We start from the raw sequence: 23158 nt of genomic DNA, 5'->3' as shown, positions 1-23158 counted from the left end.
ATCAGCATCCGGGGTGGGGACCAACGACACGCGTGCACAGCTTCCGGGCAGGCATGGCCTGTGCCAGCCCTCGGCGTGTCCGCACACACGCCCCGGTTCCCGGCGCGCCGTCCTACCTCCAAGAACCGCCGCGTTGTTGTCCGCGCCGCCCAATCCGCCCCGCCGGCTAAACCAACCATGCATCACACCGGGCCTTTCAAAACGGTGGGTCTGCCCCATCTAGTAGAATCGGCGAATCAAACAACATGGCGGCACTGCGGGACTGGCCCGCACAGCCCCTCGATCATGGAGCGTGCATGGCCTGGAACACACCCGGCAACAAGGGCGGAGACGGCCCGGATCCTAACCGTCGCAGGTCCTGGGGCCCGCGCGGTGGTGGCAATGGTGGCGGTTGGGGCAATCTGCCCGCCCCGTTGAAAGAGCTGTTCGACGGCGGCGTGGGGCGCTGGATCCTGGTCGCGGTGGTGCTGATGGTGCTGTTCTCCAGCTTCCAGCTCATCGGCGAGCAGCAGCGTGGCGTGGTGCTGCGCTTCGGCCAGTTCTCGCGCATCCTGCAGCCCGGCCCCAACTTCAAGTTGCCTTGGCCGATCGAATCGGTGCGCAAGGTCAATGCCACCGAGATCAAGACCTTCAGCAACCAGGTGCCGGTGCTGACGCGCGACGAGAACATCGTCAACGTCTCGCTCAACGTGCAGTACCAGATCAGCGACCCGCGCAAGTACCTGTTCGGCTCGCGTAATGCCGATCTGGTGCTGGAGCAGGCCGCGCAGAGTGCCGTCCGTGAGCAGGTGGGGCGGTCGGACCTCAATACCGTGCTCAACAATCGCGGTCCGCTGGCGATCGCGTCCAAGGACCGTCTGCAGGCGGCCCTGGATGCCTACAACACCGGCTTGGCCGTCACCGGTGTGACCCTGCCGGATGCGCGCCCGCCGGAAGAAGTGAAACCGGCCTTCGACGAGGTCAACGGTGCCCAGCAGGTGCGCGAGCGCCTGATCAACGAAGCCCAGGCGTACGCCGCCAAGGTGGTGCCCGAAGCGCGCGGCCAGGGTGCACGCACCCGCACCGGTGCCGAAGGCTACAAGCAGGCCACCATCTCCAAGGCCGAGGGCGACGCCGATCGCTTCACGCTGTTGCAGGCGCAGTACGCCGGTGCGCCGGAGGTCACCCGCAAGCGTCTGTGGCTGGAGACGGTGCAGAAGGTGTTGTCGGAGAACCGCAAGGTGATCGGCAGCGATGGCCGCCAGGTCATCTATGTGCCGCTGCCGGCCGATGCCGGCAAGGCTGCCAACGCCAGTGGCAACCCGGGCACGGGCGGCATCCCGTCGATGGTGCCGCAGGACGTGCTGTTGAATCCGCCGCAAAGCACCAGCAGCGAGGCCATCCGTAACCCGGAACGCGGCCCGCGCCCGACCGGCCGTGAGGGAACCGAATAATGAAGAATTCGCTAGTCATCGGCCTGATCGTCGCCGTGTTGCTGACCCTGATGGGCTCGGTGTTCGTGGTGCGCGAAGATCAGACCGCCATGGTGCTCAACCTGGGCCGCGTGGTGCGTGCCGACCTCAAGCCCGGCCTGCACTTCAAGATTCCGGTGGTGGAATCGGTTCGCGTGTTCGATCGCCGTTTCCAGGTGCTGGACACCGCTCCGGCGCGCTACTTCACCGCCGAGCAGAAAGACGTCAGCGTGGACTTCTTCGCCATCGGCTACATCTCCGATGTGCGGGCGTTCTATCGCGCCACCGGTGGTGAGGAGTCGGTCGCCAATTCGCGCCTGGCCCCGATCATCACCGACTCGCTGCGCAACCAGATCAACTCGCGCACCCTGCAGCAGCTGGTCTCCGGCGACCGCAGCGAATTGATCGCCAACCAGCTCAAGGGCATCAACGGCGCGATCAAGGGTCTGGGAATGCAGATCACCGACCTGCGCATCAAGCAGATCGACCTGCCGACCGACAGCCAGGTGATCACCGATGTCTACGAGCGCATGCGCGCCCAGCGCAAGCAGGAAGCCAGCAAGTTGCGCGCCGAAGGCGAGGAACAGGCCCTGACCATCCGTGCGCAAGCCGACCGCGAGTCCACCGTGATCGTGGCCGATGCCGAGCGTGACGCGCAGAAGCTGCGCGGCGAAGGTGATGCAGAAGCCGCCCGCATCTACGGCCAGGCAGGTTCCAAGGATCCCGCGTTCTATGCCTTCTACCGCAGCCTGGAGGCCTACCGCGGCTCCATGACCGACGGCAACGGCGTGATCGTGCTCGACAAGAACGACCCGTTCCTGCAGTACCTCAAGAGCGATCGTTGATTTCGGTAAAAACCTGGAAGTGAAAACGCCCGCAGATGCGGGCGTTTTTATTTATGACGATCAACAGGACCTCTGTCTCTGGCAGCGACGCGCCTCTGCGGCCATTCCGCATCGATGGCGCCGAGTCAGCACGTGGCCGGTGGATGAGAACGGTGGACTTTTGGTCCCAGCCGTTTACCCCAGCCAATTGCGGGCGCCTCGATAAAGCGATAAGTCAGCGCCGCCAGCGGCAAGGTGACCAGTAAGGTGAGCAAGGCACACAGCAGGTACGATAGCGTCTGGTCGTGGCTCCTATGGCGAATGAAGCCGAACACCGGCCCCATCAAGGCGATGACGACCGGATGCCCCAGATAGATCGAGTAGCTGATCTTGCCGAGGTAGGCGGTGAATCGATTGACGATCATGGTTGGCGGGACTTGCGACATGCCGACCAAGAGCAGTGCGTAGACCACGCCGCTGCAGATCCAGAACGCCACCGGACCGATGATGCCGTTTGCACTGGCTGCGATGCATGCGACCAGGCTGATGCTGCCGGTTCCGATCAACAACTTCCCCCGGCGTGTTGCTGTTGCGGTTGGACTTTTCTTCAGCTCGGTGTATGCAAAGAAGGTGCACAGCCCGATGGCGAACACCGGGAGGTGCCGAAGCAAGCCGTAATCACGCGTAGCCGCCATTGCGGCCTCCCCCAGCAATCCTGAGGCCGCCAGCGCCGATGCCAGGACGGTACATAGCGCGAAGACTACCGCGCTGGTCAAGTTCCTGATCCACAGGAATAGCAAGGGGAACACTGCGTAGAACAGCATTTCCACGCCGATTGCCCAGCTGGCCCAGACGATGCCTGCTTCCCAGCCGGGCACCAGATTGAACGTAAACGTCAGATTTGTGGCGATTTCGACCCAAGGGTGGCCGGGATGTGCACCACGGCCGTCGCGGTACGCCGAAAAAGCCAGCCAGACATAAAACAACGGCGCAATGCGAAAGAACCGATGCAGGTAGAAGCTGCGTAATGACTGTCCCGTCGCCGCATGGCGCGGCATGGTGTAACACAGCGAGAATGCGCTGATGACAAAGAACAGCGCGACCCCCGTCGCTCCGGCCTCCAGTACAGGGACCAAGAACGGGCTGGGCGTCAGCGCTGGTGTGGGCATCGCCATGACGTGGAACAGCACGACAGAAAGTGCTGCCAACCCACGCAGCGCATCGAGAAATACCAGGCGATCCGTCTTGGTCATGCATCCCTGCCAGAAATGACAAAGGCGCAACCATAGACGGTGCCGATCTGCAGCTCAATGCGTGAAAGGAGGCGATGTCTGCCAAGACGTATGCATCGCACCCTGTGCACGAGCGATGTCAATGCAGGCACACTTCATGTTCTCCCCGGACATGCTGTTTTCCCATGCAAGAGTTCTTGTCCGCCTTGTGCCTGATCGTTGTCATCGAAGGGCTACTGCTGTTTGCCGTGCCCACCGCGTGGAAGCGCATGGTGGAGCAGTTGTTCAGCCTGCCCACCGCGCAATTGCGTGCCATCGGCGGCGTCACGCTGCTGCTGGGCGTGATCGCGTTGTGGGTCGTGCGTCACTGAGTGAGTGGTCCATGCCGACCGCTACGAGCAGCCTAGGAGCGCACCAGGGCGCGACAGGCATGACAGGTAAAGCGATTCGCGCCAGGGTGCGCTCCTGCCCGGAGGGTGTTGGATTGCCGTAGTGCCGCTGATACGACCGGGGTAGCGGCCGGCACCTGGCAGCACTGCGCACCCCGGCCCGCTGCAATCTGACCAGCCCCTGCTCCTCAGCCCGCCAGGGGTAGTGCACGTCACCCGAAACCCGGATAATGCACAAAAGCCGGACGGGCATGCTCACACAGGGCACCCCGTTCGGCTTTTTCCGTGTCCGGGCTGGTCGCCGCTGCAACGCTCCCCGATGGAGCCGCGCGCCAGGTGGCGCCGCCAGCCCCGAACCGGTCCCATCCCGCGGCCCCGATGGCCGCAGCAAAACTCAGGAGTCCACCCGTCATGGGTCAGTCAGTTGTCGTGCTCGGTGCCCAGTGGGGCGATGAAGGCAAAGGCAAGATCGTCGATCTGCTCACCGAAGAGATCGGTGCGGTCGTCCGCTTCCAGGGCGGCCATAACGCCGGCCATACGCTGGTCATCAACGGCAAGAAGACCGTCTTGCATCTGATTCCGTCCGGCATCCTGCGCGAAGACGCGCTGTGCCTGATCGGCAATGGCGTGGTGATCTCCCCGGCCGCGCTGATCAAGGAAATCAGCGAGCTCGAAGGCGCCGGTGTGGAAGTGCGTTCGCGCCTGAAGATTTCCCCGGCTGCCCCGCTGATCATGCCGTACCACATCGCCCTGGATCAGGCGCGCGAGAAGGCCGCCGGCGGCAAGGCCATCGGCACCACCGGCCGCGGCATCGGCCCGGCGTACGAAGACAAGGTAGCGCGTCGCGGTATCCGCATCGCCGACCTGCATTACCCGCCGCAGCTGGAAGAACTGCTGCGCACCGCGCTGGATTACCACAACTTCGTGCTGACCAAGTACCTGGGCGTGGAAGCGGTGGACTTCCAGAAGACCTTCGACGAAGCGCTGGCCTTCGGCGACTACGTGCAGCCGATGAAGTCGGACGTGGCCGGCATCCTGCACGACCTGCGCAAGCAGGGTAAGCGCGTGCTGTTCGAAGGCGCGCAGGGCGCGTTGCTGGACATCGACCATGGCACCTATCCGTACGTGACCAGCTCCAACACCACCGTGGGCGGCGCACTCGCCGGCACCGGCGTGGGCGCCGATGCGATCGACTACGTGCTGGGTATCGCCAAGGCCTACGCCACGCGCGTTGGCGGTGGCCCGTTCCCGACCGAGCTGGACGACGCAGTGGGTCAGGGCATCCGTGACCGCGGTGCCGAGTACGGCGCTTCCACCGGCCGGCCGCGTCGTTGCGGCTGGATGGACATCGTCGCGCTCAAGCGTGCGGTGGCCATCAACGGCATTTCCGGCCTGTGCATCACCAAGCTCGACGTGCTCGATGGCATGGAAAAGCTCAAGGTCTGCATCGCCTACGAATACCGCGGCAAGCGCACCGAATACGCCCCGCTGGACGCGCAGGGGTGGGAAGAGTGCACCCCGGTGTACCTGGAGTTCCCGGGCTGGACCGAAAACACCCACGGCATCACCGAGTGGGACAAGCTGCCGGTGGCTGCGCGCGCCTACCTGCGCGCGCTGGAAGAACTGGCCGGCTGCCCGATCAGCATCGTCTCCACCGGCCCGGACCGCGACCACACCATGGTGCTGCAGGACCCGTTCGCCTGATCGGCTGACGCCAGACGCGGCATCGTCCAACGGCCCGGCTTGTCCGGGCCGTTGGCATTTGAGGATTGCTGAGATTTGCCATGACTTCCGGCGGTGCCTGCGCGCACTGTTCCGGCGGATCATCCGCGGCCTGGTGCCGCTTGCCTGCCCACTTCGCCCACATCGAGAATTTCCCATGCGTCTTCCCCTGGTGACCGCCATCGCACTGGCCCTGGTCGGTACAAGTCCGGCTGCCTGCGTGCTCGCCGCCGCGCCCGCGCCGACGAGCGCCGCCGCCTCGTCCATCACCACCCAGTTGCCGCGCACGGCCAAGCCCACGCATTACGCGGTGGAGATCACGCCGCATGCCGACAAGATGACGTTCGACGGCAAGGTCGCCATCGACATCAGCGTGCTGCAGGCCACCGACCGCATCGTGTTGCAGGCGGCCAACCTGAGCTTGGCGCGGGGCACGCTGACGCAAAAAGGCGGCAAGCCGCAAGCTGCCAAGGTCGGCACCGATGCCGAGGCGCAAACCGCCACGTTCGCGTTCGACAAGCCGCTGGCAGTGGGCGAGTACGTGCTGTCCATCGACTACAGCGGCGTGATCAACACGCAGGCCAACGGCTTGTTCGCGCTGGATTACACCACCGCGCAAGGTGCGCGCCGGGCGTTGTTCACCCAGTTCGAAAACTCCGATGCGCGCCGCTTCATTCCCTCCTGGGACGAGCCCAACTTCAAGGCCACCTTCGACCTGGCGATCGATACGCCGGCCGGGCAGATGGCAGTGAGCAACATGCCGGTGGCCTCGTCCAAGCCGGGCGCAAACGGGCGCACCCGCATCGCGTTCCAGACCTCGCCCAAGATGTCCACATACCTGCTGTTCGTCAGCGTGGGCGATTTCGAGCGTGCCACCGTCACCGCCGACAACGGCACCGAGATCGGCGTGATCGCGCAGAAGGGCAAGGTGGACCAGGCCCAGTTCGCGCTGGAATCCGGCCGCGACGTGCTGCACGAATACAACGCCTACTTCGGCATCCCGTATCCGCTACCCAAGCTGGACAACATCGCCGCGCCCGGGCGCAGCCAGTTCTTCAGCGCCATGGAAAACTGGGGCGCGATCTTTACCTTCGAATACTCGTTGTTGCTGGATCCGGCGGTGGCCAACATCGACACCAAGCAAGGCGTGTTCACCGTGGCCGCGCATGAGATCGCGCACCAGTGGTTCGGCAACCTGGTGACCATGGCGTGGTGGGACGACCTGTGGCTCAACGAAGGCTTCGCCAACTGGATGGAGGCGCGCACCACGGCAAAACTGCATCCGGAATGGGATATCGACAAGACCGGCCCGGCGCTGAAAAGCCGCGCGGCGATGCGGCGCGATGCGTATGCGACCACACATCCGGTGGTGCAGCACGTGGCCACCGTGGAGCAGGCCAGCCAAGCCTTCGACGCCATCACCTACCAGAAGGGCGAGGCGGTGATTGCCATGCTGGAAGACTACGTCGGCTCGGACCACTGGCGCACCGGCGTGCGCAGCTACATCAAGCAGCACCAGTACGGCAACGCGGTGACCGACCAGCTGTGGCAGCAGATCGACGCGGTGGCCCCCGGCAAGCAATTCACTCAGGTGGCGCACGACTTCACGCTGCAGCCGGGCGTGCCGTTGATCAAGGCCAGCAGCCGCTGCGTCGGCGGCCAGACCGCGGTGACGCTGGAGCAGGGCGAGTTCACGCTGGACCGCCCCGACAAGCCGCCGTTGCGCTGGCATGTGCCGGTCGTCCTGCGCAGCGGCAATGGCGCGCCGGTGCGCGTGCTGGTAGACGGCACCGCGCAGGTGCAGGTGCCCGGCTGCGACGCACCGGTGGTGGTCAATGCCGGGCAAAAGGGCTACTTCCGCACCTGGTATGCGCCCGCGCAGTTCAAGGCGCTGACCACCAGGTTTGCCGCGCTACCGGTGGTGGACCAGGTGGGCGTGTTGAACGACACCAACGCACTGGCCGGTGCCGGCGTGCAGGCGCAGGCCGACGTGCTGGATCTCACCGCCCAGGTGGCGGCAGGTGCATCGCCCGATGTCTGGGACATGGTGGCCAGCATCTACGACGATGTGGATGGCAGCTTCGAGCGCGACCCGGCTGCGCGTACGGCGTGGCGTGCCTATGCCGTGCCGCGCCTGGCGGCCGAATTCGCAACGCTGGGCTGGGACAACCGCGCTGGCGATTCGGCGCAGATCCAGCAGTTGCGTACCCGCCTGATCGCCACCCTCAGCGACATGGGCGATGCCGCCGTGATCGCCGAGGCACGCAGGCGCTTTGCCGCCTTCCAGGCCAACCCCGCCTCGCTGTCGCCGGAGCTGCGCGACAGCGTGCTGGGCGCGGTTGCGCACAATGCCGACGCCGCCACCTGGGACGCCTTGCATGCCTTGGCCAGGCAGGAAACCTCGTCGATGGTGCGCGACACCTATTACGACTTCCTCTCCATGCCCAACGACGAGGCACTGGCCAGGCGCGCGCTGGAACTGGCGTTGACAGCCGAGCCGGGCGCCACCACCGGTGCGAGCATGATCGACCGGGTCGCTTCCCGGCACCCGGAGCTTGCCTTCGACTTCGCGGTGGCGCATCGCACGCAGGTGGACACCCTGGTGGACTCCACCTCGCGTGCCCGCTACTACCCCGGCCTGGGCATGGACTCGGCCGAGCTTGCCACCGCCGACCGGATCAAGGCCTATGCCGAGCAGTACATCGCACCCACCTCGCGGCAGGCCGCGGACAACGCCATCAACACGATCCAGACGCGGGTGAAGCTGCGGGCGGCCTCGCTGCCGCAGATCAAGGCATGGTTGAAGGCGCGCAAGCGCTGAGCGTTGCGGTCATCGCAGCACAGGAAACAGCCCGGTCTTGCCGGGCTTTTTCTTTGCCGCGCCGGCAGTCACCTGGAGGTGGGGAGCGAGGCCGCCGAGCAGCGTGATGCCGGCATCGTGGCGTCCGGGGAGACCATCGCCTGGGACGACATGCGTGGCCATCTGGAAAAGCGCATGGCCGGCGAGCCGGCAAAGCGTCCCACGGCCCGCGAACTAGCCCGGTAGCATGGCGCGTATCGAGCTGGCACCGGAGGTTGCACAGGATCTTGAGCGGATCTTCGACCACCTCCAGCGCCATGAGGCCGCACATGTCGCAGCACGCCTGCACGAGATCATTGCGGCAATCGATGTGCTGGAAACCAATCCGCTGATCGGCCGGCCGGCGGCGACAAGTGCGAACTGGTGATCGGTCACGGCGCGCACGGCTATCTGGCGCTGTACTGCCATGTCGCGCAGATCGACACGGTGTTTGTGCTGGCCGTTCGCTCGCAACGTGAGGCGGGCTTTGCGGGGTCGTGATGTCGGCAGTTCCCTGATCGCTGTAGCCGGTGTCCCTGTTATTCGATGCACTGCCACCCGACCCGCACAAGCCGGTGCTGGAGATCGTCGCGCGCCACGCCGACGTTGCCAACCGGCATCGCCTGCACGCCATAGCCCAAGAAGCCGCCGCAATGCCTCGCCACCCGCCTAGCGCGGTTATCCCATGCGCATCGACGCACTCTCACGCTGCCGGGTATCCATCTCCTGCTGCTGGCTCTGCGCCAACGCCTGCTGGCGATCGGTGCTGGCCACTTCCAGCTGCTGCAGCGACTGCTCCACCGGCGTCTGCACGGCCACATCGGTCGGCATATGGGCGCGCAGGTGCGCCGGGTTGTTCAACTCACCCTGCACCACAAACACATTGCGGCCGGCCGGGCTGTCGGTCGTCTGTTGGCTCAGTACCACGTGGTCGGCCCGGTCCAGGTTATTCTGGCGGGCGAGGGTCATCACGCTGGCGATGAGGCGCTCGCTGTTCTCGTCTGGTGTGCGCCCGGCTTGCGCATCGATCGCGTTCACGCCTGCGCGCACCTGCTGCAGCAATGCGTAGTCCCGGTGCTCAGGGCCGATATCGGCGAGTTTGGTGGGCGACTGCATCCGATCGGGCAGCCCGTCGACCGATACCGTGAGCGGGCTGCGGGTAATGGAGCGGTGCGAATCGTCTTCGTGGAACTGCGTGGCTTTCTGCTGCCGTTCCAGACGCACGGCGCGGGCATCGTCGAGTTCGGCGATACGGCCGGGATTTGTTTCTTCGCGCATGGAAAGATGCCCGCCGCCTGCGCTGACGTTCATCCATTTCTGCTCTTTTTCAAAGTACATTGCGTAGAAGCTGTTGCTGCCGATGACGTTGGGGTCGACGGCTGAGCGGCCTTCCAGCATCTGGATCGCCTCGGTGGTGCCGAGCTTGGCCAGGTACTGGCTGCCGGCCGCCAGTCCCATCTGCGCAAAGGTCTCGTAGCCCGTGTTCCTGATACGGGCAGCGCCGCCGTACTCGTTGTCGAGCATGTTGGTCCAGATCTGTTCCAGCTTCTGGGGGCCACTTTTTTCCAGCGCCGCTTGCAGGAGAACACGTGGGGTCCAGCAGTTGGGGTCGAGCTCATGGTTCAGGAAGGCTTGGTCGTGTGCTCGCATGACGTCCTTGCCGGGAAGGTTCAGTGCCATATCCGGACGCTCTTTGTCGAACCAAGCTTGTCGCAGCTCAAAATCCTTCTTGAGCAGCGTTTGCCCGAACTCTTCCCACTGGCGTTCGCTCAATTCAGCATTGGCAAAGCGCGAGCCAGTACCGTGCTGTGTCTTGGCATAGTCTTGCGCGTAATTGTTAGCCACTTGCCCTGGCAAGCTGTCGTTGCGCACGACGCCTAATGCCAGCGTCCCATAGCCGTCTGCTCCATCAAGCTGCGAGAGATAGTTCCAATACAGCTCGCGATTGCCTTTATTTGCATAGTTGGAAAGAATTTCCAGATCCTGCTCACTCAGTCCGCTCACCGGCTACTCCCTGTAAATACGCTAATCACCGAATTTTATTGCGGGTTAATACGCCCCTCACCGCATCTTCCATGCGCTTCCAGTCCTTCAGGAATGCACGCTTGTAGTTGAGACTGATGGAAAGTTTGTTTTCGATGTCAGAGAAGTAGTGGACGCAACTTGCAGCAACGGCACTTTTTTCATGGACCACTTCAGATCCCTCCAGCCGAACGCCATCTGCTCGAAATTTTTTGCTGTCGCACTTAATGAACGTGGTCAAATTGCCGCTGGAGTCGCGCGCGACGTACCAGTCGTCTTCAAACGCAGGGTTGCGCGTCGGAGGCTCGCCGTGGTGGGCTTCATACGCTTTTACATATGCCGCCATCTTCTCCTCATCAATGGCATAGGGCGTTAATCCGAATGCTTCAGGCTGTGCGATGCGGAGATCGAGCCGGGCGACAGGATTGCCCCGCTCAACTGAGTCTGCCTCTGTACGCCTATCGTTTGACGAGAAACGCTCAAGCAATACCTCAATGGGAACACGGTCGACATAGTCGATAGACACGGAAATTTCTTTCCGGAAATCATTCGTGCGCGGGTTGGCCCGTGCCCCGGGCGGGGTGGGGGTCATGTCTGGCCATTCGATGACAAGCGTCACGCCTTCGCCCGGCCATGGTGCGATCTGGCTGTCCAGGTAGTTGGCGGGGATGCGGAAGGTGTTCGGCCCCAGCTTTACGTCAACCGGCGCGTCCGAATAGGTGTGCCCGTTGATGGTGCGGCCTGTGGTGACGGTGCCTGACATGGGGGAAGTCCTTTTTTGTTCGGGTGATGGCGTCCGTGCACAGGCACTGCCGGTCACGGCGACGGCGAGTGCAAGAGCCAGGCACCGGCCGGATGACATCATGTGCATTGGTCAATCCATTGCAGGGTTCGCCGCAACTATAGGCAACTTGGGATCAGCGCGACAGCAAGGACCAGGCCTGCGATCACCCGTGCCATGCGCCGCATGGCATGGGAATGCGATCACGCGCTGCCGGCAGGAGATGCCGGTGAATCAAGACGCTGGCGGTGCAACGTCAGCTCGCCATGTGTGTTGACGGAGGGCGTTTGCCGCCATCGGTCGCACGTGTCGAGCTGCAGTGCCGTCAACGCAGACGTCGCCGCGTCATGCTCCAAACGCACCGTCGATCGTGTGCATCGCGCCGGTGACAAAGCCTGCCTCCGGGCCTGCCAGCCAGGCCACCATGCCGGCCACTTCCTCGGCGCGACCGTGGCGTTTGATCGCCATGAAGCTGTGCATCAGGTCTTTCATCGGCCCGTTTTCCGGGTTGGCGTCGGTATCGATCGGGCCCGGTTGCACCACGTTGATGGTGATGCCGCGCGGCCCGAAGTCGCGGGCCAGCCCGCGCGCCAGCCCTTGCAGCGCGGATTTGCTCAGCGCGTAGGACGCCATGCCGGGCAGCGGCATGCGGTCGCCGTTGACCGAGCCGATCACGATGATCCGCCCGCCGGGCGGCATCTGCCGCGCGGCCTCCACGGCGCCGTGGTAGGGCGCGTGCACGTTGATGCGGAACAGCCGGTCCACCGCGTCCGGATCCTGGTCCAGCGCATCGCCGAACAACGCGATGCCGGAGTTGACCACCAGCACATCCAGCGGCCCGCTGCGGCGCACCGTGTCGATGACAGCATCGCGGTCGGCGCTGTCGGCCAGCACCGCGGTGCTGCCGGTTTCGCCGGCCAGGCGCTGCGCCGCCTCTGCAGAGCCGGCATAGGTAAACGTGACCCGCGCGCCGTCGGCCACGAAGCGCCGCACGATGGCGGCCCCAATCCCCCGGCTGCCCCCGAGCACCAACACCGACTTGTCTTTGAACGCTGACATGCATCACCTCGCAATTAATGTAGCGAGTAATACATAATAGATTTCGTCTGCCGTCAAGAATTTTGTAACAATGACTACAGAAAACTCCCGGGTCCGCGGCCGGCCGCGCGCATTCGACCCGGATCAAGCGGTCGCCACCGCGCAGCAGCTGTTCCATGCGCGCGGCTACGACGCACTGAGCGTGGCCGACCTCACCCAGGCGCTGGGCATCAACCCGCCCAGTTTCTATGCCGCCTTCGGCAGCAAGGCCGGCCTGTATGCGCGCATCCTCGACCGCTACGCGCAGACCGGGGCCATCCCGTTGCCACAACTCCTGGACAACGCCCGCCCGCTGGCCGACGCCCTGGCCGACGTACTGGAGCAGGCCGCCCGCTGCTACGCCGCAGACCCCGCCGCCACCGGCTGCCTGGTGCTAGAAGGCACGCGCAGCAACGACGCGCAGGCGCGCGAGGCGGCCTGCGGTTTTCATGTCGCAGCCCAGGAGTTGATCCGCTCCCACATCGCCCAGCAGTGCCCGCACGACGCAGACCGGCTGGCCGATTTCGTCAGCACCACCATGGCCGGGCTGTCCGCCAGCGCGAGGCATGGGCAGAGCCTGGAGCGTCTGCTGGCGAGTGCGCGCTTGGCGGGGGAGGCGCTTCGGGCAGCGCTGCGTGGCTAGGCAGGGCCGGTGCGGGGCAGAAGGCTTTCTATAGTGTGAGCGCAGCTGCTCGCTAATCGAGGTGCGCCTGCCGCTAACCAGTACGGTCAATCGGCAGGTGGTACAAGATGGTCGCGATCTGCCGTCGCTCAGGCAGAGCCGTTGTTGGGTGAATGGCGAAGCAGGAAGGAGCAGGGCAGCGCCTACGGGCCATTCCATGTTCTAGGCTAGCTTTAACACAGGCCACTTCAGCCTCTTTGGGCAATGCTGGCGATCACATGGAGCCACACGCAGCGTGTTGGTTGAACCTTTCGAACCATCCGAATTGCTGTCCAACCCGGACGGTCGCGCTGAGTCCCTACCAGATGGCGTAGTCGCTGGATCCAGCGTCTATTTCGGTCCCACAATGAGAGTGTCGCTGAACCGTTTTCGTCTGCGATCAGTCACTTGACCGAGCCTGCTCATACGGCCACAGTCCAGGACGTTCACCCTCTTCGTTCAAGGATGCCCGTGAAGAAGCTGACGCATTGCATTGTGGCGACCGCGCTGGTGCCCATCATGACGCTTGGGTGTGCACAGCTTTCGGTGGAACAGGCTGCCGCAAAACCTTCAAATGGTGCACAAGAAGCATCGTCTTTTCCTCAGGCGCCTGCTGCCACGCCTTCACCTTGGGTGTCCTTCAAACTGGAACGGCAGATGGGCGCCGTCTGTGTGGACAGTACGCAATCACAGGGCTCCTCGCCTGCGCCTTTGCTAAGGGACGGGTTTTGCAAAGGCCCGGCACCTGCGCACATGGCGGCTGCATTGCTTGCCCCGCCTGCAGATGCGGTCGATGCCTCGCCGCAAGCGCGCGAAGCGCGCCTGCGCGATGCCGTGTACGTGGCCGCACCCGGATTGGGACGGCGCGCGGACTTCACCGTGATGGCGGGTGAACTGACGATCCGTTCGTTTGAAAGTGCTGATCCCGACAAAACGGTGTACTTGGTCTGGCCGGTGAAATGTGGCGCGGGCGAGGCAGGCCTCGCGTGCCAGTCAGGCAAAGGACGAAAGGCGTATCGCGTCACCAAGGACGGCACCGCACGCGATGTCAGTGCAGCGGTGTTTCCACCAGCGCCTAGCTTGACTGCAGAAGATGTTGCCCGGCAAAACGACCACGGCGGCTCGGAGCTTTTTCTGTTCGATGACAAGCTGCCCTTGGCGCCGACAATGCGATGGTTGATGGAATTCGATACTGACCAGCCGCTGGCCACCGATGACCCAAAGCGCGTCGGGTCTTACGCCCATTTTGGTTTTATTCGGTGGACAGGCGAACGCTTCGAGCTGGTAGAACGAGTCGCTAGAGCGCACTGGCCGTGTCGCCAGCAGCGCACAGGCGAACCGGCATGTGCGGATTATCCAGATGGTGAGGACCGTTTCGTTTCCAGTTAATACAGCATGGCAACCGATTGCCAAGCGATGACGTGCGGCCTAAGGTGAACGGCTTGCGCACGGGTCGCAGCAGGCCTGAACAGTGGCCCGTGGGGCGGAGCAATACTGATGCAGTTTGATAAAAAAATCAGGTCGATCGTGAGCTAGGCCATCCAGACGGAGCAGAGCATGCATCATCGCCATTTAAACGGACTGGTCGTGGGTGCCGTGCTTAGCGTCGTAGCTGGATGTGTCCAAGACAGCGCCCGCTCGGCAACACGCTCCCCTGCGACCTCACCCGCCGCCGAGAATGTCTATCCCGCTGTGCCCTCGTTCTCTCCAAAGCCTTGGAAGCGCTTCGCGCTGGAGCAAGGCATGGGGGCAGCCTGTTCAACCCGGTCGCAACGAACCTCCTCTGGCCGCAGCGTTCTGTTGCCCGCTGACGAATGCATTGGCCCTGCGCCGCGTCCCCTGGCTGAGGTCATCTTGTCGCTTCCATCCGCTGATCTGGGCGTTGCCACCGAAGCACGCGGCGAGGCCTTGAAGCATGCCGCGTATGTTGCGTCTCCGGGTTTGGGCGCGCGCGCCGATTTCATGTTGGCCGCAGATGCATTCTGGGTGCGCTCGTTCGAGTCGCGTGATTCACGTCATACCGTCTACCTGGTCGGCGGGGTGAGGTGCACCGAACGGGCATTGGACTGCAAGAACTCAAGAGGCGTGCGGGCATTTCGGTATGAAGAGAAAGGCCAGCTGGTGGATGTGAGTGGAGAGGTGCTGCCCCCTGCGCCCGCATTGTCCGAAGACGAGGTCCGGCACTATCAGGCCTATGCGGAGCCGATCCCCTTCCTGGATGTATCGCGCCTGTGGCAAGTTCCCGTGTTGCGCTGGGTCATCGAGTCAGATCCGGATGCCCCGCTTGCCGATGACCCGCGCTATTACAACGACTGGGCTTATCTGCACTTTGGATTTCTGGTCTGGACCGGACAACGCTTTGAATTGATGGACAAGGTTGATCGCGCGCGATGGCCATGCAGACCTGCGGCCGCGGGAAGGGCTGCTTGTTCGGGTCCACTGGACAACAGGGGCGATCGTTTCGTCACTCCTTAATCGATGCAGGGAGAGCAAAGATGTCTCGGGTCATAGAGGTCAGTATTAAAGAGCGCGCAGACGAGGTAGTTGCGCTATTCAATGCAAACCGTCCTGCAGATGCGGTGGCATTGCTGGAACGGCATCGACAGGGGCAGCCAGAGGTCGTGCAAGAAAGCATGGATCGCTACGTCAGCACCCAGGCCGAGCGCAGCATCGCCGCCAGTGCAGAACGCGCGCAGACGCAGACGCCAGGTACAGCCGCAGGAATACAGCGCCTGGAACGCGTCCAAACGACGCCGCCACGATTTCCATCCGAAAATGAGATGGCCGCACTCGCCGACGGCCAGAAGTACGACGTCTACGCAAGCATCGCGCAAGTCCGTGGCAATGCGGCAGCGGATCAAGCGCTGGCAACGCCAGGGCAACGGGTGATTCTAGGGCTGCGCCAAGAGAACTCCACGCTCGACGCCATGGAGGATTCAGCCCATCCAACCCAACGGCGGGCAGACAACCCGACAACTGCGCGCGACGAGTCTCGTGGTGGGAGCGGCGTCTACAACGATCGCTTGGTCGTTCTTTGGAAGGACGCAGACGGCACAGCGCATGTGGTTGAGTCCAATCGCGCCAACACCGAGCCCACTGCACAGTATGACCACCATGCCGGCAACACAGGGGCTAGGCCGCTGGGCGAGGGCGGCCGCGAGAACCGCAGGTTCGATCCCTCCCCCGGATTTGAAAGCATTACGCGGCCCCGCAAGATTGAGGGTGACGATGTCAACGCGGACGGCGTTCGCGACCTTGGCCGCCTGCATGACGGCACGATCGAAATGCAGATGGCTCAGCATCCGAACCCCTTATTGGCTGGGACAATGGACTCTGCGCTGAAACCGAGCCAGGCTGCGGTCGCCGCAGGGCGTGGCATGGTGCAGCGGGACAGCAATGCCGATGGCTGGTTCGATCAGGCCGATGTCAACGGCACGCAGGATCTCAACGACACGTTCAAAATTCATCGCGGATCACGTGGCAGCACTGATTCGGCCGGTTGCCAGACGATCCACGCGGACGACTACGACGCATTCATGAATGCGGTTCAAGGCAATCCCGCGCAGACGCGCTGGCAATACGTGCTGACGACCACTACTCCTAGTCCGGTGCGAGAGCAACAGCTAGACCAGGGGCATCAACAGGAAGGGCCGCGGCCGAACCAGCATCAGCATGGCAATCAGCCGCCTCACCTACCGCGGCAGGAAGGTGGGCCGGCAGAGCCGCTGCATGGCAGGCGGGGACAGACAAACCTGGAGTCCACGCCGCAGGCGCCTCATCCCCTGCACGCACAAGCCACGACCCTGGTTGGCCAATTGGACGCCAGCATGGGCCGCGCCAGCGATGCGCACAGCGAGCGGATGAGCGCAAGTCTTGCGCACTTGGCAAAGGAACATGGGCTTGAGCGGATCGACCATGTGTTGCTGAGCAACCAGACGCCACGCTCTGCCGCAGGGGCGACAGTGTTTGTAGTGCAGGGTGAGCCAGGCAATCCAGCCCATCTGCGTGCCAGTATGCCGACGGACGTAGCGGTCAGCACACCGGTTGAGCAGTCGCTGGCAAAGCTGCAAGAGCTCGATGCGCGTACGTTGGCGCAAGCGCAGAGTCAGGCGCAGGAAAGATTTGTGGCGCAGGAAGAGGCTGTCAAGCCACGAAGCATTGGGTGAGAGCTTTTGGCTTTTGCTTTTGACCTGTAGACCACCGCTCCAGGCAGCGTGTAGCTGAGACTTCCTGCACAAACACGTTGTTCGCCGCATTCCATATTCCGGAATATGGAATGCGGCAGACTCGGCTGTGGCATTGAAGCCCAAGGATCTCGTGGTGCCACACAAGCAGGGTTGCCCAGGCGGGCTTGGCCTCGACCTGTGTCTCCCTTGGAGAAGTGCTGTGTATGAGCGGTTCTCAGGTGCATCGTAACGTCAAGCGCGCGGTGGGATCTGGCACGTGCCAGCGTTGTGTTTCAGTGTTCATGGCCCATCGCGTCAGCGTAGCTGCGACATTGTCGGCTTAGGTCTGCAAAGAAAACCTTGAAGCACCGGCGCTCGCTTGCGATGATGCATTGCAATTGCAACGCACTGGGCATGCCATGAAATCCGCATCTCTTCCATCGCTCCGGGTAGACCCGGCGCTGCGCGAAGCGGCCGAGGCCGTGTTGCAGGATGGTGAGACGCTTTCCAGCTTTGTTGAGCACTCCGTGCGTGCCCAGGTGCAGCAGCGCCAGCAGCAGGAAGCCTTCATTGCACGCGGGCTGGCCTCGCGTGACAGCGCCAAGGCGTCCGGCCGGTACATCGACGCGAGGGATGTGCTTGCCGGGCTGCAGTCCCAACTGGACAAGGCGCGCAAGGGCTAAGCCAACGTGGGATTTTCCGTCCGCTTCACTCAGCAGGCACGTGAGGATCTCGCGCGTCTTTACGACTGCCTGCTACAGCGTGCCGAAGGCGACTTCACCGTGGCCGAGCGCGCGCTTCAGGCCATCGGCGACGGCGTCACCGTGCTTGAACTGGCCCCTTTGAGCTGCCGCAAGGCGGGGGTGGCGGACCCGTTCTTGCGGGAGCTGGTGATCGGCTTCGGTGCCAGCGGCTACGTCCTGCTGTTTGAGGTGGAAAGCGATCAGGTCGTCACCGTTTTGGCAGTCAGGCATCAGCGTGAAGACGACTATCATTAAGCACGGCGTTAGCGCCAACGTCGTGCCACAGGGGAAGTAGATGGCCAATATCAGCAGGCGCCGCACGGGGGAATTAACCCGTGCGCTGTTCCATATCCTCAAGACCCAGCCGGAGGGCATGCGCGCCGCAGACGCGCTGGCCGCACTGGAAAAGCAGGTCGTGCTCACCGAGTACGAAGCCGGCGACTACGAAACCGGCGGCCGTCGCTTCGAGAAGATCGTGCGCTTCAGCACCGTGGCGCCGGTCAAGGCCGGCTGGCTGGTCAAGGACAAAGGCATCTGGACCCTCACGCCAGAGGGCGAAGCGGCGCTGGACGCCTACCCGGATCCCGAGCAGTTCATCCGTGCAGTCGGCCAGCTGTACAAGAAGTGGAAGAGCGCCCAGCCCGTCGCCGACGAGGTCGACGATCCCGAAGGCGAGCTCATCGAGGAATCGGCCAGCATCACGCTGGAAGAAGCCGAAGAAATGGCATGGGCCGAGATCGAGGCTTACCTCGCCGCGATGCCGCCCTACGACTTCCAAGAGCTCGTGGCCTCGTTGCTGCGGGCGATGGGGTATCACGTTGCCTGGGTCGCACCGCCCGGCAAGGACGGTGGCACCGACATCATTGCCTACAACGACCCGCTGGGCACACGCCCGCCGCGCATCAAGGTGCAGGTCAAGCGCAATGCCAACTCGCCGCGGATCGATGTGACTGGCCTGCGCAGCTTTATGGCGGTTCTGGGAGAGGGCGATGTCGGTCTGTACGTTGCGCTGTCCGGCTTCACCAAGGATGCCGATTTTGAGGCGCGGCAGTCGCATCGTCGCATCAATCTGATTGATGCGCGAAAGTTGGTGGAGCTATGGACCACGCACTATTCACAGCTTGAGGACACCGCCAGGGCCCGTCTGCCGCTCAAGCCGGTTTGGTTTCTGGCCGGAAAAGAATAAGTAGGTCCGAGCATCGTGCGCGCCATGCTTGAAACAACCCCTGGCTAAGTGGCTATCGATGCCGAAAAATTACTTTGTGCCGCTGAAGCGGCTCCACTGGCAGGCGTGATGCACGCCCTCAAGCAGTACGGAACGACGCAGTGACATCCACCGAGCAAAATACCGAACGTTTTCTCGCCATGTTGCAGTCTCTCGGCGGCTCTGCTGGCAACGGCAAGCTGCGAGAGGAACTTGGCTGGCAGGAAAGTACGTATCTACGCATCAAACACCTGTTGATCGAGCAAGGCGACATCGTGTCTGGCCGAGGGCGCGGCGGTTCCGTCGCGCTTGCTGAGACGGCTGTGATGCAAAACAGAGCCCGAAATTCTGGTGCAAAACAGGCAGGAAAAGTAGTGGAAGTTCTTAAAGCAAAGGCATCCAAGACGCATGCCGAGGCAGACACAGTGCCGTCGGTGAGGCGCAGCGGCGTAGTCAAAAAGTCTGACTTGTACAGCTCCATCTGGGCGTCCTGCGATGAGCTGCGCGGTGGCATGGACGCAAGCCAGTACAAGGACTATGTGCTGTTCATGCTGTTCATCAAGTACATCAGCGACAAGTACGGCAATAGCAAGGACTTCGCTCCACCTGTCGTCATCCCGCCTGGCGCCTCGTTCAAGGACATGGTGGCGCTCAAGGGCAAGGCCGATATCGGCGACAGGATCAACACGCAAGTCATTCAAAAGCTGATCGACGCCAACACCAAGCTGGCGCGCAGCGACTTCCCAGACTTCAACGACCCCAACAAGCTCGGCGAAGGCCCAGCCATGGTCGAGCGGTTGGGCAATCTGATCGCCATCTTCGAAAAGCCCGAGCTGAACTTCGCCAACAACCGGGCCGACAACGACGACCTGCTCGGCGATGCGTACGAGTACCTGATGCGCCACTTTGCGCAGGACTCCGGCAAGAGCAAAGGCCAGTTTTACACTCCCTCTGAAGTCAGTAGCATCATCGCCCAGGTGATCGGCATCTCGCATGCCAATAGCCGCGGATCTACGACCGCCTACGATCCAACCTGCGGCTCAGGCTCACTGCTGCTGAAAGTGGCAGCCGAGGCAGGCCGGCAGATCACGCTGGAAGGGCAGGAAAAGGACGTGACCACTGCCGGCCTGGCGCGGATGAATATGATCCTGCACCACTTCCCCAGTGCCACCATTCTTGGCGGGGATACGCTGTCCAACCCCAGGTTCAAGGATGGCGAGCAGCTGCGTAGCTACGACTATGTGGTCGCCAACCCGCCGTTCTCGGACAAGAAGTGGTCCACCGGGCTGACACCCGCCAACGATCCTTATCAACGTTTTGCCTGGGGCGCACCGCCGGACAAGCAGGGCGACTACGCCTATTTGCTGCACGTCATTCGTAGCATGAAGGCAACTACCGGCAAGGGTGCCATCATCCTGCCGCATGGCGTGCTGTTTCGTGGCAATGCGGAAGGCGTCATTCGCAGGCAACTGGTGCGCTCCGGCATGCTCAAGGGCATCATCGGCTTGCCGGCCAACCTGTTCTTCGGCACCGGCATCCCCGCCTGCATCCTGGTGCTGGACAAGGAAAATGCCAGCGCCCGCAAGGGCATCTTCATGATCGACGCCAGCAAAGGCTTCATCAAGGACGGCCCCAAGAACCGCCTGCGCGAGCAGGATATCCATCGCATCGTCGATGCCTTCCGCCGTGGCGTGGATGTGCCGCGCTATGCCCGTATGGTGCCGCTGGATGAAATCGCCAGCGACAGGAACAATTACAACCTCAACCTGCCGCGCTACATCGACAGCAGCGAGCCGGAAGACCTGCAAGATATCGATGCCCACCTCAACGGCGGCATCCCCGAGCGCGACATCGACGCGTTCGCCGCCGATTGGGAGGAAATGCCCGCCTTGCGCCAGGCGCTGTTCGAGGCCGAGCGCCCTGGTTATGCGCGGCTGCGCCAGCCGGTAGCCGAAGTGCGCCCCGTCATCCTGGCCCACCCGCAATTCCAGCGATTCCGCAGCAAGGTCGAAACCCTGTTCGGAAAATGGCGACAGGCTGTCACCCCGCTGCTGGCAGGCATTCAGCCCGGCGCCAAGCCTAAGGCGCTGATTGCGCAGGTCTCCGAAACCCTGCTCGCGACCTTCCACGCCGCGCCCCTGCTTGACCCCTACGATATCTACCAGTTCCTGATGGACTACTGGGCGGAAGTGATGCAGGACGATGCCTACCTGCTCGCCGCAGACGGCTGGGTGGCGCTGCCCCGGCGCATTGTTGAAACCGACAAGAAGGGCAAGACCAAGGACAAGGGCTGGATCTGCGATCTGCTGCCCAAGTCCTATATCGTTGCCCGCTACTTCGCCACCGAGCAGGCCGAGCTGGAGGCCAAACAAGCCGAGCTTGATAGCGTTGCTAGCCAGCTTGCCGAATTGCAGGAGGAACACAGTGGCGAAGATGGTGCCTTCGCGGGCTTCGACAAGATCAACGCCGCGCAGGTGAAAGACCGTATCGCCGAGATTGGCGACGACGCCGACAGCGCTGACGAACGCGCCGTGCTCCAGCAGTGGCAGCAGCTCAGCGCCCACGAAGCAGCGCTGAAAAAGACCGTCAAAGCGCTTGAAGGGGAACTCGACCAGCAAGCCTACGAGCAGTACGCCAGCCTCGGCGAAGCAGAGGTGAAAACGCTGGTGGTGCAAGACAAGTGGCTGGCCCGTCTGCACGCCGACGTGCAGCAGGAGCTGGAGCGCATCTCGCAAACCCTGGCTCAGCGTATCCGCGAACTGGCCGAACGCTACGACACCCCACTGCCGAAACTGGAAGACGATGTGGTGGCCCTCAGCGCCAAGGTGGAAGCGCACCTGAAACGGATGGGGGCGAGATGGAAGTGAAGCCGGGCTACAAGCATACGGAAGTAGGGGTGATCCCGGAAGATTGGAATGCTGTAATGATGGAGGAAATTACAACTCATATTGGCGATGGGCTGCATGGAACACCAATCTATTCGCCCAATGGGGAATACTTCTTCATCAACGGGAATAATCTGAATTGCGGCAAGATTGTTGCGGTGAGTGACACAAAGTCTGTCGATCACTTAGAGTTTTTTAAGTACCGAAAACCATTAAGCGAGCGGTCAATCCTGCTTTCTATTAACGGAACTATCGGAAACCTTGCATTGTATGGCGGCGAAAAAGTCGTGCTGGGCAAAAGCACGGCTTACCTGAACGTTAATTCTGATGTCTGCAAGAATTTTGTTTATCACGCACTTCAGGCGAGTATCGTAAGGTGTCAGTTCTTCGATGGTTTAACTGGATCGACTATCGGCAATTTAGGTTTAGCAGCTATCCGGAAAACACAGATTCCGATTCCTTCAGTAGCCGCAGAGCAGCACGCCATCGCGATCGCCCTCAGCGACATGGATGTGCTGCTGGACGAACTGGATCGTCTGATCGCCAAAAAACGCGCCATCAAACAGGCTGCCATGCAACAACTCCTCACTGGCCAAACCAGCCTGCCGGGGTTCAGCGGGAAGTGGGAGGTGAAAAAATTGGGAGCGCTTGCGGTAATCTCGAAAGGAGAACAACTGCACATCGATGAATTCGGCACAGATGGTCAATTTCCCCATTTCAATGGTGGTATTTCGCCATCGGGCTTTGCGAATAAATTCAACACGCCAGCTAACACCATCGCAATTAGCGAAGGGGGCAATTCATGTGGCTACGTTCAACTTGTGTCTCTACCGTTCTGGTGTGGTGGCCACTGCTACTCTGTCGTACCCCAAAGTGCAGATAACCGTTTCTTGTTTCACGCATTGAAGAACCAGCAACAGGCCATACAGGGTCTGCGCGTTGGATCAGGATTGCCCAACGTTCAAAAGAAATCGCTTGGCAGTTTTGAAGTTCACCTGCCTCGCGAAAAATCCGAACAAGTCGCCATCGCCACCATCCTCAGTGACATGGACGCCGAAATCACCGCGCTCGAAACCCGCCGCACCAAGACCCGCGCCCTCAAGCAGGCCATGATGCAGGAGTTGCTGACTGGCAGGACGCGGCTGGTTTGAGCATGCTGAAT

The 23158-nt window shown here is 62.4% G+C and carries 19 protein-coding genes; 15 read left to right on the top strand and 4 right to left on the bottom strand.

The window, feature by feature from the left end; translation table 11 throughout:
- Positions 1 to 296 precede the first annotated feature (296 nt).
- Together hflK and hflC are read left to right on the top strand one after the other, a co-directional pair.
- Entirely contained in the window at positions 297 to 1433 is a 1137-nt protein-coding gene (hflK, locus tag XpruCFBP8353_RS12655; protein WP_101363542.1) for an FtsH protease activity modulator HflK, read from the top strand.
- Positions 1433 to 2296: a protease modulator HflC gene (gene hflC, locus XpruCFBP8353_RS12650; RefSeq protein WP_101363541.1), complete on the top strand. Its 864-nt coding sequence runs from the start codon at positions 1433 to 1435 to the stop codon at positions 2294 to 2296. The genes hflK and hflC overlap by 1 nt, the downstream gene beginning before the upstream one ends.
- Before the next feature lie 125 nt (positions 2297 to 2421).
- Here hflC and XpruCFBP8353_RS12645 read toward each other — a convergent pair whose 3' ends face one another.
- Positions 2422 to 3528 carry an acyltransferase family protein gene (locus XpruCFBP8353_RS12645; RefSeq protein ID WP_101363540.1) on the bottom strand — a complete coding sequence of 369 codons (1107 nt, stop codon included), beginning with the start codon at positions 3526 to 3528 and terminating at the stop codon, positions 2422 to 2424.
- A 164-nt stretch (positions 3529 to 3692) separates the two neighbouring features.
- Between XpruCFBP8353_RS12645 and XpruCFBP8353_RS12640 the strand changes: the two genes are divergently transcribed.
- From XpruCFBP8353_RS12640 to XpruCFBP8353_RS24615, 4 genes are all read left to right on the top strand, one after another.
- On the top strand, positions 3693 to 3878 hold the full coding sequence (locus XpruCFBP8353_RS12640; protein WP_101363539.1) for a DUF2065 domain-containing protein: 186 nt from the start codon (positions 3693 to 3695) through the stop codon (positions 3876 to 3878).
- A gap of 429 nt (positions 3879 to 4307) precedes the next feature.
- Positions 4308 to 5600, top strand: a complete 1293-nt coding sequence (locus XpruCFBP8353_RS12635) for an adenylosuccinate synthase (protein WP_101363538.1) — start codon at positions 4308 to 4310, stop codon at positions 5598 to 5600.
- Between the two features lie 175 nt (positions 5601 to 5775).
- Positions 5776 to 8439, top strand: a complete 2664-nt coding sequence (locus XpruCFBP8353_RS12630; protein WP_101363537.1) for a M1 family metallopeptidase — start codon at positions 5776 to 5778, stop codon at positions 8437 to 8439.
- A gap of 226 nt (positions 8440 to 8665) precedes the next feature.
- On the top strand, positions 8666 to 8845 hold the full coding sequence (locus XpruCFBP8353_RS24615) for a type II toxin-antitoxin system RelE/ParE family toxin (RefSeq protein WP_407071311.1): 180 nt from the start codon (positions 8666 to 8668) through the stop codon (positions 8843 to 8845).
- Positions 8846 to 9135: 290 nt separating this feature from the next.
- On the opposite strand, the gene XpruCFBP8353_RS12620 is transcribed toward XpruCFBP8353_RS24615, so the two are convergent.
- From XpruCFBP8353_RS12620 to bdcA, 3 genes are all read right to left on the bottom strand, one after another.
- Positions 9136 to 10461, bottom strand: coding sequence for a Smlt3024 family type IV secretion system effector (locus XpruCFBP8353_RS12620; protein ID WP_165786162.1), 1326 nt, complete (start codon positions 10459 to 10461; stop codon positions 9136 to 9138).
- Positions 10462 to 10486: 25 nt separating this feature from the next.
- Entirely contained in the window at positions 10487 to 11350 is an 864-nt protein-coding gene (locus tag XpruCFBP8353_RS12615; protein ID WP_101363536.1) for a Smlt3025 familytype IV secretion system inhibitor, read from the bottom strand.
- Positions 11351 to 11605: 255 nt separating this feature from the next.
- Entirely contained in the window at positions 11606 to 12319 is a 714-nt protein-coding gene (bdcA, locus tag XpruCFBP8353_RS12610) for an SDR family oxidoreductase (RefSeq protein WP_101363535.1), read from the bottom strand.
- A 70-nt stretch (positions 12320 to 12389) separates the two neighbouring features.
- On the opposite strand from bdcA, the gene XpruCFBP8353_RS12605 reads away from it, so the two are divergent.
- From XpruCFBP8353_RS12605 to XpruCFBP8353_RS23420, 9 genes are all read left to right on the top strand, one after another.
- A complete protein-coding gene (locus tag XpruCFBP8353_RS12605; RefSeq protein ID WP_101363534.1) occupies positions 12390 to 12980 on the top strand; it encodes a TetR/AcrR family transcriptional regulator in 591 nt (196 codons plus the stop codon).
- A 489-nt stretch (positions 12981 to 13469) separates the two neighbouring features.
- Entirely contained in the window at positions 13470 to 14387 is a 918-nt protein-coding gene (locus XpruCFBP8353_RS12600; RefSeq protein ID WP_243391104.1) for a hypothetical protein, read from the top strand.
- Between the two features lie 465 nt (positions 14388 to 14852).
- Positions 14853 to 15473 (top strand): hypothetical protein, encoded by a 621-nt coding sequence (locus XpruCFBP8353_RS12595; protein WP_243391103.1) that lies wholly within the window; start codon positions 14853 to 14855, stop codon positions 15471 to 15473.
- A gap of 20 nt (positions 15474 to 15493) precedes the next feature.
- The gene (locus XpruCFBP8353_RS12590) at positions 15494 to 17164 is read left to right on the top strand and encodes an XVIPCD domain-containing protein (RefSeq protein WP_341475814.1); all 1671 of its coding nucleotides are present in this window, start codon (positions 15494 to 15496) and stop codon (positions 17162 to 17164) included.
- Positions 17165 to 17583: 419 nt separating this feature from the next.
- Entirely contained in the window at positions 17584 to 17847 is a 264-nt protein-coding gene (locus XpruCFBP8353_RS12580) for a YlcI/YnfO family protein (RefSeq protein WP_101363530.1), read from the top strand.
- Between the two features lie 6 nt (positions 17848 to 17853).
- On the top strand, positions 17854 to 18162 hold the full coding sequence (locus XpruCFBP8353_RS12575) for a type II toxin-antitoxin system RelE/ParE family toxin (RefSeq protein ID WP_101363529.1): 309 nt from the start codon (positions 17854 to 17856) through the stop codon (positions 18160 to 18162).
- A gap of 40 nt (positions 18163 to 18202) precedes the next feature.
- Positions 18203 to 19093, top strand: coding sequence for a restriction endonuclease (locus XpruCFBP8353_RS12570; protein ID WP_101363528.1), 891 nt, complete (start codon positions 18203 to 18205; stop codon positions 19091 to 19093).
- 140 nt (positions 19094 to 19233) lie between these two features.
- Positions 19234 to 21978, top strand: a complete 2745-nt coding sequence (locus XpruCFBP8353_RS12565) for an N-6 DNA methylase (RefSeq protein ID WP_207759633.1) — start codon at positions 19234 to 19236, stop codon at positions 21976 to 21978.
- Complete coding sequence (locus tag XpruCFBP8353_RS23420) at positions 21969 to 23147, top strand: restriction endonuclease subunit S (RefSeq protein ID WP_101378146.1); 1179 nt, start codon at positions 21969 to 21971, stop codon at positions 23145 to 23147. The genes XpruCFBP8353_RS12565 and XpruCFBP8353_RS23420 overlap by 10 nt, the downstream gene beginning before the upstream one ends.
- The last annotated feature ends 11 nt before the right edge of the window (positions 23148 to 23158 follow it).

It is taken from the genome of Xanthomonas prunicola (assembly GCF_002846205.1).
GTDB lineage: Bacteria > Pseudomonadota > Gammaproteobacteria > Xanthomonadales > Xanthomonadaceae > Xanthomonas > Xanthomonas prunicola.
This window is presented reverse-complemented; position numbering and strand designations above follow the sequence as displayed.